Raw genomic sequence first — 10,790 nt, 5'->3', positions numbered from 1 at the left:
ACGGCAACGGCGGCGGGAACGGCAATGGTGGCAGTGTCGGTGGCGGCAACGCCGCCGACCCCGACGGTGGCACCTCCCCGCAGGAGGAGGGCTTCTCGTCCCTCACCGACACCGGCTCGGACGCCACCCCGGCGGCGCCGCAGGCCCAGGGCAACGGCCAGGAGCTCGCCGAGACGGGTGCCGCGCAGACCACCTTCCTGGTGATCGGCGCCGCCACGATGATCGCCGGCGGTGTCGGCTTCCGCGTCCTGCCGCGCCTCATGGGCGGCCGCGGCGGTACTGCCGCCTGACGGTAGCCGCGTCCTTACGGACGGTAGGCACAGCGCAGCGCCGAGGGCCCGGAGCGAAACGCTCCGGGCCCTCGGCCGTGTCTTTCGGACCGCTGAGTACGCCGCCGGGCGTCAGGCGGTCTGGTGCGCCAGCAGTGCCACCGCGGCGATCAGCACCGCCAGCAGTGCGATCAGCGCCATCGGGTTCAGACCCGCGAGGAAGTTCTCCTGCTGCAGCCGCTCGCGGTTCGCACGGCACACGTGGCACCGGCCCTCGCTCACGGGCGCCGCGCAGTTCGCGCACACCAGCCGGTCGTACGTCATGCGCTCGCCCTCCTTGCGCCGGTTCCTTGTGTGTAACGCTCGCGGCGGTGCGAACGTTCCCTCTCCACTGTGCCAGGTTCCTCCGGAGGTCGCGCGGGTCGCTCCCAGAGGGGTGGTTTCGCATTGTTGCGCGGCTGCGGGTCGCGTGTGGTCGCTCGCGCCCGCGCGGCGGAGCCGCATATTGACACAGCCCCGCGCCCCTCAGGGACGTACAAAACGGCATATCCAATGCGCAACCGCGACCGGTGACTGCGGTGCCCTGCCCGGTTCGCGTAAGGTCACGCACATCTACCCCCGGCTACCCGTGGTGCATCCGTGATCCGATTCGACAACGTCTCCAAGGTCTACCCCAAGCAGACCCGCCCCGCCCTCAGGGATGTCTCCCTGGAGGTCGAGAAGGGCGAGTTCGTCTTCCTCGTGGGGTCCTCCGGCTCCGGAAAGTCCACCTTCCTGCGGCTGATCCTCCGCGAGGAGCGGTGCAGTCACGGTCAGGTGCACGTTCTGGGCAAGGACCTCGCGCGCCTGTCCAACTGGAAGGTGCCGCAGATGCGGCGCCAGCTGGGGACGGTCTTCCAGGACTTCCGCCTGCTGCCGAACAAGACGGTCGGCGAGAACGTCGCCTTCGCGCAGGAGGTCATCGGCAAGTCGCGCGGCGAGATCCGCAAGTCCGTGCCGCAGGTGCTCGACCTCGTCGGGCTCGGCGGCAAGGAGGACCGGATGCCCGGCGAGCTGTCCGGTGGTGAGCAGCAGCGCGTCGCCATCGCGCGGGCCTTCGTCAACCGGCCCAAGCTGCTCATCGCCGACGAGCCCACCGGCAACCTCGACCCGCAGACCTCCGTCGGCATCATGAAGCTGCTCGACCGCATCAACCGGACGGGCACGACCGTGGTGATGGCCACGCACGACCAGAACATCGTGGACCAGATGCGCAAGCGCGTCATCGAACTCGAGAAGGGCCGCCTCGTCCGCGACCAGGCCCGCGGTGTCTATGGCTACCAGCACTGAGACCGCACCCGAGAGTCACGGAAAGGCATAACCCCTCGCCATGCGCGCCCAGTTCGTCCTGTCGGAGATCGGCGTCGGTCTCCGCCGCAATCTGACGATGACCTTCGCCGTCGTCGTCTCCGTCGCCCTGTCGCTCGCCCTGTTCGGCGGGTCGCTCCTGATGAGCGACCAGGTCAACACCATGAAGGGCTACTGGTACGACAAGGTCAACGTCTCGATCTTCCTCTGCAACAAGAGCGACGCCGAGTCCGACCCCAACTGCGCCAAGGGCGCGGTGACGGACGACCAGAAGAAGCAGATCAAGGCCGACCTCGACAAGATGGGCGTCGTCCAGACGGTCACCTACGAGTCGCAGGACCAGGCGTACAAGCACTACAAGGAACAGTTCGGCGACTCCCCGCTGGCCAGCTCCCTCACGCCGGACCAGATGCAGGAGTCGTACCGCATCAAGCTGAAGGACCCGCAGAAGTACCAGGTCATCGCCACCGCCTTCAACGGCCGGGACGGCGTGCAGTCCGTGCAGGACCAGAAGGGCATCCTGGACAACCTCTTCAAGCTGCTGAACGGCATGAACTGGGCCGCGCGCGCGGTGATGGCGCTGATGCTGGTCGTGGCGCTGATGCTGATCGTCAACACGGTGCGCGTCTCGGCGTTCAGCCGGCGGCGCGAGACCGGCATCATGCGCCTGGTCGGCGCCTCGGGCTTCTACATCCAGGCGCCGTTCATCATGGAGGCCGCGGTCGCCGGGCTCATCGGCGGCACGCTCGCGTGCGCCTTCCTGCTCATCGCCCGGTACTTCCTCATCGACCACGGACTGGCCCTGGCCGACCAGCTGACGCTGATCAACTTCATCGGCTGGGACGCCGTCCTGACGAAGCTGCCGCTCATCCTCGCCACGAGCCTGCTGATGCCCGCGTTGGCCGCGTTCTTCGCGCTGCGCAAGTACTTGAAGGTGTGACGCATACCAAGAGGGGCCGTGCGGTCAACAAGCCGTACGGCCCTTTCCCTTGTCCTAGACTCACCGGCATGTCAGGTCGTGACCCGTTCTGTCAGCCCCGTCGCATCCGCCGCGGGGCCGCCCTGACATTGATGTTCGCGAGCGTGCTCGTCGCCGGCGCGGCCACGGGATCCCTCCCGCAGGCCGAGCGGAAGTCCGCGCCGGACGAGGCCCGTTCGGCCACCCCGGCCGGGCACCACGCGGACGTCACCAGGGCGGCCGAGGAGGCCATGGCCGACGGCAAGTCCCCGATGGAGGCCGCCAAGCGCGCCGTCAGCCGCAGCGGCGACCGCTGGGGCGCCGTCTACTCCCGGGGCGAGTACGAGCAGTTCGAGGAAACCCTCGACGGCCAGTACACCGGCGTCGGCCTGTGGGCGCGCAGCGAACGCGACGGCCGTATCGAGGTGACGAAGGTGCGCGCCGGCTCGCCCGCGGCCACCGCCGGGATCCGCCCCGGAGACGTGCTGCGCAGCGTCGACGGCGAGAAGACCGACGGGCGGCCCGTCACCGAGGTCGTCTCCTTGCTGCGCGGGGACGCCACGGACGCCCCGGCCGGCACCACCGTCCGCCTCGGCCTGGAGCGCGGCACGCGCGCGTGGACCGAGACCCTGCGCCGGGCCCAGCTGACCGCCGACTCGGTCTCCGTTCGCGAAGTCGCCGGATCGGTCACCGTCATCCGGGTCGACTCCTTCACCAAGGGCTCCGGCGACCAGGTCCGCGAGGCCGTCCGGCAGGCCCCGCCCGGCGGCGGGATCGTCCTCGACCTGCGCGGCAACTCCGGCGGCCTGGTCACCGAGGCCGTCACCGCCGCCTCCGCCTTCCTCGACGGCGGCCTGGTCGCCACGTACGGCGTCGACGGCGAGCAGCGCGCCCTGCACGCCGAGCCCGGCGGTGACACGACGAGACCCCTGGTCGCGCTCGTCGACGGCGGGACGATGAGCGCGGCCGAACTCCTCACCGGCGCCGTTCAGGACCGCGGACGGGCGCTCGTCGTGGGTTCCCGGACCTTCGGCAAGGGCTCGGTCCAGATGCCGAGCCGGCTGCCCGACGGCTCCGTCGCGGAGCTGACCGTCGGGCACTACCGCACCCCCTCCGGCCGTGCGGTCGACGGCCGGGGCATCACGCCCGACCTGGAGGCCGACGAAGGGGCCCTCCAGCGGGCCGAGACCGTACTGCGCGGTCTGACCGGCCCCTCGTAATCGACTTCCCGCGGGCCCCCTCCGTAGTGCGAAAATGGGCGGCACTATGGCTAAGGAAAAAGGGCGCAAGATGATCGCGCAGAACAAGAAGGCGCGGCACGACTACCTCATCATCGACACCTACGAGGCCGGTCTGGTCCTCACCGGCACCGAGGTGAAGTCGCTGCGCCAGGGACGGGCGTCGCTGGTCGACGGCTTCGTGCAGATGGACGGGCACGAGGCGTGGCTCTACAACGTGCACGTGCCGGAGTACACCCAGGGCACGTGGACCAACCACAGCGCCCGCCGCAAGCGGAAGCTGCTGCTGCACCGCGAGGAGATCGACAAGCTGGAGTCGAAGTCGCAGGAGACGGGTCACACCATCGTGCCCCTCGCCCTGTACTTCAAGGACGGCCGCGCCAAGGTCGAGATCGCGCTGGCGAAGGGCAAGAAGGAGTACGACAAGCGCCAGACGCTCCGCGAGAAGCAGGACCGGCGCGAGGCGGAGCGGGTGATCTCGGCGGTACGGCGGAAGCAGCGGGCGTGACCTGTATCACACCCGCCGGGGCGGGGAACGCTCCGGCGCAGGGAGGTGTTGAACCCGGTACGACGGCGGGGTGACCGCCGGGAATACGGTGGCATCGGCGGAGGTTGATCCCGTACGATGGCATCTGCACCGCCCAGGCGGTGTGAGCCCCTCACAGCGGGGGCGACGATTGAAAAATCAACATGGGGATGATCGGTTTCGACAGCGGCTGTCGAAGCAGGGGAAGCGTGTCGAGGAAGCGGCCATGATCTCGTAAACCACAGGCCGAAAAAAATAATCGCCAATTCCAAGCGATCCATCTCCCAGGGCGAGCTCGCCCTCGCTGCCTGATCTTCAGGTAGCGAGCAGCGGCTCCCCTACTTAAGGGAGTGTCAGCCCGGGAGTGTTCCCGACCCGGTTCCTGGCATCATTTAGGGAACTAAACCTTGATCCCGGTCACGGGGTGAAGAGGGAAACCACACAGTGACTGGGCCCGTCGGAGACTTGTCGGCGTGATCTCCGGGGCCGAGAAAAGCACAGCCGACTGCACACGGAGAAGCCCTGATTCCACACCGTTGGACGCGGGTTCGATTCCCGCCATCTCCACTCATCCCATGTGGGCACAGGCCCCGTCGCTTACGAGCGGCGGGGCCTGTGTCATGCCCGGCTCGTGCTCGCCCGCTCCGTCAGCCGCGGCGGCAGCAGCGTCGTCTCCGGTACGGGTGTGCCGTGCACTTTTTCCATGAGGAGTTCCACCGCCCGGGTGCCCAGCTCCGCGGCCGGCAGGGTGACCGACGTGATCGTCGCGGGGTCGTCGGGGCAGACGGCGGCGATCGACATGTCCTCGGGGATGCGGAGGCCGAGCTGCTGAAAGACCGTGATCAGGGGTTCCAGCAGGGCGGCGTTGTGGACGACCACGGCCGTCAGGGCGGGGTGTTCGCGCAGCAGTCGGTCCGCGAGGTGGTGGGCCTCGGCCGGGGCCGGCACGGCGGGGTGCACCGACGAGGCCAGCCCGTGGTGGTCGGCTGCGGCCGTGAAGCCCTCGACCAGGCGGTGGGCCGAGGCGGTCCTGCGGAGGTAGACCTCCGGTGGCGCGCCGACCAGGGCCACTGTCCGGTGGCCGAGCCGGGCCAGGTGGTGCACGCACGCCTCGCCCGCCGCCCTGTAGTCCAGGTCCACGCAGGTCAGACCGTGCGGATCGGCGGGCAGGCCGAGCAGGACGGAAGGGCGGTCCAGGGAGCGGAGCAGGGGGAGACGTGGGTCGTGAAGGCCGATGTCCATGACCAGTAACGCGTCCGCCGGCGCCGATTCCCTGAGACGGGTCAGGCCCTCCTCATGGGTGAGGAGCAGGACGTCGCGGTCGTACCCGCGTGCCGCTGTCACCACCGACTGCGTCACACGCATCATCGCCGGTACATGGACGCCGGTGCGCAGCGGGGCCGCCAGGGCCAGGACGTTCGACCTGCCGTGCGCGAGTGCGCCCGACTGCGGGCGGTAGCCCAGCTCCCGGGCCGCCGCCTCGACCCTCCGCCGGGTCTCCGCCGAGATCGGGCGCTTGCCGCTCAGCGCGTAGGACACGGTGCTGGGGGAGACCCCGGCCCGCCGTGCCACGTCCGTGATCCTGACCATCAGGCCGGCTCCGGCCCCAGTGTCAGGGAGCCGGTTCCGGCCGGTGCCCGGACCTCGTGGCCGGTGGCGGCGAGCGCCCAGGGTGCCGCCGGGTCGCTGCAGGTCGCCCGCAGGGTGTCCCCTTCGCGTACGACCGTGAAGGTCACGTCCCCGACCCGTACCGTCGTCGCGTCGCCGGGCCGCAAGCCGTACGCCCGCAGCGTCACCCCGTCGGCGTGGTCGTAGTCCGGGCGGTCGTCCACCGCTCCCACCGGGATCACCGCACCCGGTCTGACCAGCAGCGGCACGCTCAGGAAGGCGTGCCGCTCGCGCACCCAGCGCGGGCCGGTCACCTGCTCGCCGGTGAGGAAATGCGTCCAGGTGCCCTCGGGGACGTAGTACGTGACGTCGCCCTCGTCGCTGAACACCGGTGCGACGAGGAGGTCCGGGCCGAGCATGTACTGCCGTTCCAGGTGCGCGCAGCCCGGGTCGTCCGGGAACTCCAGGACCATCGCCCGCATCATCGGCACGCCCTCCGTGTGGGCGGTCCGGGCCGTCTCGTACAGGTAGGGCATGAGGCGCAGCTTCAGCCGGATGAAGTGGCGCGCGACCTCCACCGACTCCTCGTCGAACAGCCAGGGGACCCGGTAGGAGTTGCTGCCGTGCAGGCGGCTGTGCGAGGAGAGCAGGCCGAAGGCCAGCCAGCGCTTGAACAGGGCCGGTGTCGGAGTGCCCTCGAAGCCGCCGATGTCATGGCTCCAGAAGCCGAAGCCGGACAGCCCGAGGGACAGCCCGCCGCGCAGTGATTCGGCCATCGACTCGTACGTCGCCTCGCAGTCGCCACCCCAGTGCACGGGGAACTGCTGGCTGCCCGCCGTCGCCGAGCGGGCGAAGAGGACGGCCTCCGCCTCGCCGCGGTGTTTGCGGAGCACGTCGAAGACCGTGCGGTTGTAGAGGTACGTGTAGTAGTTGTGCATCCGTTCCGGGTCGGAGCCGTCGGACCAGGTCACATCGAGCGGTACCCGTTCGCCGAAGTCGGTCTTGAAGCAGTCGACGCCCTGCGCGAGCAGCGCCTCCAGCTTGGCGGCGTACCAGGCGCGGGCGGCCGGGCTGGTGAAGTCGACCAGGGCCATGCCGGGCTGCCACAGGTCCCACTGCCAGACGCTGCCGTCCGGGCGCCTCAGCAGATGCCCGAGCGCCTTGCCCTCGGCGAACAGCGGGGAGCGCTGGGCGATGTACGGATTGATCCAGACGGAGACGCGCAGGTCACGGGCCTTCAGCCGGGCCAGCATGCCCTCCGGGTCGGGGAAGACCCGGGCATCCCACTGGAAATCGCACCAGTGGAACTCGCGCATCCAGAAGCAGTCGAAGTGGAAGACGGAGAGGGGGAGTTCGCGTTCCCGCATGCCCTCGATGAAGGAGGTCACCGTCTTCTCGTCGTACGACGTCGTGAAGGACGTCGACAGCCACAGGCCGAACGACCAGGCGGGCGGCAGGGCCGGGCGGCCGGTCAGGGCAGTGTACTTGCGCAGGATGTCCTTCGGGGTCGGGCCGTGGACGACGTAGTACGTCAGCTCCTGCGTCTCCGCGCTGAACTGCACCCGGGACACGACCTCCGAGGCGACCTCGAAGGACACCTTGCCCGGGTGGTCGACGAAGACGCCGTAGCCCGCGTCCGTGAGGTAGAAGGGGACGTTCTTGTAGGCCTGCTCGCTGCAGGTGCCGCCGTCGGCCTGCCAGATGTCGACGACCTGGCCGTTCTTGACCAGCGGGCCGAAGCGCTCGCCCAGGCCGTAGACGGACGTGCCGACCTGGAGCACCAGCTGTTCGCGCAGGTGGTGGGCGCCGGTCGCGTCCCGCATGATGCCCATGCCCTTGTGGCCACTGCTGGTGAGGGTGCGGCCGTGCGCGAGGAACTCGACGTGCCAGGGGCCGCCGCGGGCCACCCGGACCGACAGTTCGCCCGAGGTCAGGGTCGCGTGCTCGTCGTCGTCGGAGATCCCCGGGGTGGCGCCCGACCCGGTGAGCTCGAACGCGGGACCCCGCGGCTCCCCTCCCGTGAAGTGCGTCAGCGTCAGGCCGATGACGTCGGGCATGGGCGTGTGCGCGCGGAGCGTCAGGACGGGGCCCTTCAGCAGGTCCCCGCGGGAGCGGACGGGCCGGGTCGGCGCGTGGATCTCCAGCGTGCCGTCCGACTCGGTGGCGTCGAGCACCTCGGCCGGGTGCGCCGCGGTGACGCCCTCCCGGAGCAGCCAGTAGCCGTCGGTGAACTTCATGTGGGGGGTCCTTCTTCCCGTGCCCGCGGGGAACGGCCACGTGACGTCGAAGCGCTTCGACGGAAGAACGTATGTGGGGTGCGGGAGGGCGTCAATGGGGCGTGCGTCGATCGGTGAAGCGTTTCGACGTCCCACACAGGGACAACGCCAGGGCCACGGCCGCCGCCGTCACCGGGATGCCGTATCCGGCTGTCGCCGACACGTGCTCCACCGTCCAGCCGCCGAGCGCGCTGCCGCAGGCGATGCCGCCGAGCAGGCCGGTCACCGCCAGGGTCATGCCCTCGTTCAGCCGGCCCTCGGGCGTGCGCTGCTGGACCAGCGTCATGGTGGTGACCATCGTCGGGGCCGTCGCCATCCCGGCGATCAGCAGCGCGCCCGCCAGGAGCGCGAGCGAACCGGTGAGAACGGCCGCGAGCAGGGGCAGAGTCAGCAGCGCGGTCATCGCGGCCACGCACCACGGCAGGCGGGACGCGGCAGGCCCGGCGGGTTTCGCGGCGCCGTACAGCAGACCCGCCGCGCACGAGCCCGCCGCCTGGAGCGCGAGCACGGCACCGGCCGCCGACCGGTGACCCCGCGCGTCCGCGAACGCGAGCGTGACGACCTCCGTCGAGCCGAACACCGCGCCCATCGCCAGGCAGACCGCGAGCAACGGGGGCATGCCGGGGGCGCGCAGCGGCGCCCTCGCGGGTATGTGCGCGCGGACCGGCGGCTCCGTCGTGCGCCGGGTGGTGAACAGGAGCATTCCCGCCAGCAGCAGCACCGCGCCGACGAGCGTGCCCGCCTCCGGGAAGAACGCCCCGCACAGGAAGGCCGCGAGCACCGGGCCCAGCATGAAGCACAGCTCGTCCGCGGCCTGTTCGAAGGAGTTGGCCGTGTGCAGCGCCGTGGCGTCACCGGCCAGCAGATACGCCCAGCGGGCCCGGGACATGCCGCCGGTGTTGGGGGTCGTGGCGGTGGCGGCGTAGGAGGCGAACAGGGTCCAGTCGGGGGCGTCGTGGCGCACGCACAGCAGCAGCGCGAGCGAGCCGAGGACGGCGATCACCGTGGCGGGCAGGGCCACCCGGGCCTGCCCGTGCCGGTCGACGAGCCGCGCGGTCCACGGCGCCACCACCGCGGTCGCCGCGAGCCCTGTCGCCGTGACGGCACCGGCGAGGGCGTACGAGCCCCGCGTACCGGCGATCATGACGACCGCGCTGACGCTGAACATGCCCATCGGCAGCCGGGCGATCAGATTCCCGGCGGTGAACGCGCGGGCGCCCGGCAGGCGGAAGAGACGGCGGTAGGGGGTGAGGTGCGGCATGCGTCCACCGTCGCCCGGCGGTGATCAACCGGTCCAACACCTGTTCCGTACGGACTCACGCACCTGGGTTGTAGGACCGCCTTGTGTTCTTCATACAGAGATATGGAGATTCCTCATGCTCCTCATGGCGCATGGAAAAGATGCTCAACGGGAAAATCCTTCACTCGTTTGCCGCGCATCCGCCGAAGAGGGGCGACGGTTAGTCGGTACATGACCGAGGCGACCAGGAAAGACGGTTGGGCGGTAACGCTCGGCCCGTACACCTACATTCCCGCTCCGGCGCACTCGTCGGCCACAGTCAACGGCACGCTCACCAACGGCGGTTGCCCGGTCACACTGCAGGTGACCGAGCCGGTTCTGCGCGATTTCATCGACACCATGAGCGTGCTGGAAAAGGATCTGGCGCGACGGTGGATCAGTGCGACGGAATGGCCCGCTTTCGCGCTTGCGGAATAGTCGGGCCGCGCCATGTATGACAACAAAATCGAGGGTACCGGCCGGCACCGGGCTCCGACCCGGGATTTCGTTACTCCCCTGACACCACCGGACCCGACCTGGGACCCGGCCGAGGAACTGGCGTTCATCCTCGAGGAGGCACTCGGGGAGCAGGAGTCGAGGATCCCCGCCGCGCGTGACACGGCACCGGCCGCCCCCGCGGATCCGGCCCCGGGCGAGCGCATGCAGCGGCTCCAGGACATCACCGAGGAACTGCCGCCCGTGCGGGAGGTCCCCCGGCGCCACCGCAAGGTGCGGGCCCGCAGAACCCCCCGCCTGCTCCGCACCACCAGTTTCCTCATCGCCGCCCTGGCGGCCGTCATCGCCTCCGCGGTGAGTCTCCTGAGCGGCATGGTCGCCTACGACCCGCTGCGCCTGGCCGCGCTGTCCCCCGCGGAGCGCAGCCTCCGCGCCTGGTGGCCCCTGCTGGTGTACGGGCCCTGGCTGGTGGCCTCCCTGTCCGTCCTGCGGGCCGCGCTGCACCAGCGCCGCGCCGTGCACTCCTGGTGTGTGGTGCTGTTCTTCTCGTGCGTCGCCGTGCTGCTGTGTGTCGCCCAGGCGCCGAGGACCGTCCTCGGTACAGCGGCGGCTGCCCTGCCCGGGCTGGCGGCGCTGACATGCTTCCAGCAGGTCGTCCGCCAGATCACGCTGACCCGTCCGCCCTTGCGTACTGTGCCTCGGCACCGCCTGGGGCAGGTTCCGTCGAGGGAGCTGTCCGGTGGGGATGTTCCGKGGGGCGAAGTGACGGATGCCGGTGCCGGTGCCGGTGCGGTTTCGGGTGAGTATGCGGGTGAGGGGGAGGGGCCTGAGCG

General features: G+C 70.2%; 10 protein-coding genes, 1 other RNA gene and 1 pseudogene. 8 read left to right on the top strand and 4 right to left on the bottom strand.

Going from position 1 to position 10,790, the window contains the following annotated elements; all coding sequences use genetic code 11:
- A pseudogene (locus tag CA983_RS33045) lies at nucleotides 1-290 on the top strand (hypothetical protein); the annotation flags it as partial.
- Nucleotides 291-401: 111 nt separating this feature from the next.
- Here CA983_RS33045 and CA983_RS33040 read toward each other — a convergent pair.
- On the bottom strand, nucleotides 402-593 hold the full coding sequence (locus CA983_RS33040; protein ID WP_086604469.1) for a hypothetical protein: 192 nt from the start codon (nucleotides 591-593) through the stop codon (nucleotides 402-404).
- A 315-nt stretch (nucleotides 594-908) separates the two neighbouring features.
- Between CA983_RS33040 and ftsE the strand changes: the two genes are divergently transcribed.
- The 5 genes from ftsE (at nucleotide 909) to ssrA (ending at nucleotide 4,908) form a co-directional block, all read left to right on the top strand.
- On the top strand, nucleotides 909-1,598 hold the full coding sequence (gene ftsE, locus CA983_RS33035; RefSeq protein WP_003990615.1) for a cell division ATP-binding protein FtsE: 690 nt from the start codon (nucleotides 909-911) through the stop codon (nucleotides 1,596-1,598).
- 40 nt (nucleotides 1,599-1,638) lie between these two features.
- Entirely contained in the window at nucleotides 1,639-2,556 is a 918-nt protein-coding gene (gene ftsX / locus CA983_RS33030) for a permease-like cell division protein FtsX (RefSeq protein ID WP_059421452.1), read from the top strand.
- A gap of 68 nt (nucleotides 2,557-2,624) precedes the next feature.
- On the top strand, nucleotides 2,625-3,794 hold the full coding sequence (locus CA983_RS33025; RefSeq protein ID WP_208637093.1) for a S41 family peptidase: 1,170 nt from the start codon (nucleotides 2,625-2,627) through the stop codon (nucleotides 3,792-3,794).
- A 46-nt stretch (nucleotides 3,795-3,840) separates the two neighbouring features.
- Entirely contained in the window at nucleotides 3,841-4,320 is a 480-nt protein-coding gene (gene smpB / locus CA983_RS33020) for an SsrA-binding protein SmpB (RefSeq protein WP_059421449.1), read from the top strand.
- A 184-nt stretch (nucleotides 4,321-4,504) separates the two neighbouring features.
- Nucleotides 4,505-4,908, top strand: a transfer-messenger RNA (tmRNA) gene (ssrA, locus tag CA983_RS33015).
- Between the two features lie 48 nt (nucleotides 4,909-4,956).
- Here the strand turns inward: ssrA and CA983_RS33010 are convergent.
- From CA983_RS33010 to CA983_RS33000, 3 genes are all read right to left on the bottom strand, one after another.
- A complete protein-coding gene (locus tag CA983_RS33010; RefSeq protein ID WP_208637092.1) occupies nucleotides 4,957-5,928 on the bottom strand; it encodes a LacI family DNA-binding transcriptional regulator in 972 nt (323 codons plus the stop codon).
- Complete coding sequence (yicI, locus tag CA983_RS33005) at nucleotides 5,928-8,183, bottom strand: alpha-xylosidase (protein ID WP_086604466.1); 2,256 nt, start codon at nucleotides 8,181-8,183, stop codon at nucleotides 5,928-5,930. The genes CA983_RS33010 and yicI overlap by 1 nt, the downstream gene beginning before the upstream one ends.
- 91 nt (nucleotides 8,184-8,274) lie before the next feature.
- Nucleotides 8,275-9,483, bottom strand: coding sequence for an MFS transporter (locus tag CA983_RS33000; protein WP_086604465.1), 1,209 nt, complete (start codon nucleotides 9,481-9,483; stop codon nucleotides 8,275-8,277).
- A 210-nt stretch (nucleotides 9,484-9,693) separates the two neighbouring features.
- Between CA983_RS33000 and CA983_RS32995 the strand changes: the two genes are divergently transcribed.
- Both CA983_RS32995 and CA983_RS32990 read left to right on the top strand, forming a co-directional pair.
- Nucleotides 9,694-9,939 (top strand): hypothetical protein, encoded by a 246-nt coding sequence (locus CA983_RS32995; protein ID WP_086604464.1) that lies wholly within the window; start codon nucleotides 9,694-9,696, stop codon nucleotides 9,937-9,939.
- A 12-nt stretch (nucleotides 9,940-9,951) separates the two neighbouring features.
- Nucleotides 9,952-10,790 (top strand): hypothetical protein (locus CA983_RS32990; RefSeq protein ID WP_086604463.1); only part of this gene is annotated, 839 nt, incomplete at its 3' end.

It is taken from the genome of Streptomyces swartbergensis, from assembly GCF_002148965.1.
GTDB lineage: Bacteria > Actinomycetota > Actinomycetes > Streptomycetales > Streptomycetaceae > Streptomyces > Streptomyces swartbergensis.
The sequence above is the reverse complement of the archived record's forward strand: the minus strand, read 5'-3'. Positions and strand labels throughout refer to the sequence as shown.

Excerpts from the sequence above, each read along its gene's own strand:
- CA983_RS32995 (WP_086604464.1), top strand. The coding sequence starts at position 9,694 with ATGACCGAGGCGACCAGGAAAGACGGTTGGGCGGTAACGCTCGGCCCG.
- smpB (WP_059421449.1), top strand. The coding sequence starts at position 3,841 with ATGGCTAAGGAAAAAGGGCGCAAGATGATCGCGCAGAACAAGAAGGCG.
- CA983_RS33000 (WP_086604465.1), bottom strand. The coding sequence starts at position 9,483 with ATGCCGCACCTCACCCCCTACCGCCGTCTCTTCCGCCTGCCGGGCGCC.
- yicI (WP_086604466.1), bottom strand. The coding sequence starts at position 8,183 with ATGAAGTTCACCGACGGCTACTGGCTGCTCCGGGAGGGCGTCACCGCG.
- ftsX (WP_059421452.1), top strand. The coding sequence starts at position 1,639 with ATGCGCGCCCAGTTCGTCCTGTCGGAGATCGGCGTCGGTCTCCGCCGC.
- CA983_RS33040 (WP_086604469.1), bottom strand. The coding sequence starts at position 593 with ATGACGTACGACCGGCTGGTGTGCGCGAACTGCGCGGCGCCCGTGAGC.
- CA983_RS33025 (WP_208637093.1), top strand. The coding sequence starts at position 2,625 with ATGTCAGGTCGTGACCCGTTCTGTCAGCCCCGTCGCATCCGCCGCGGG.
- CA983_RS33010 (WP_208637092.1), bottom strand. The coding sequence starts at position 5,928 with ATGGTCAGGATCACGGACGTGGCACGGCGGGCCGGGGTCTCCCCCAGC.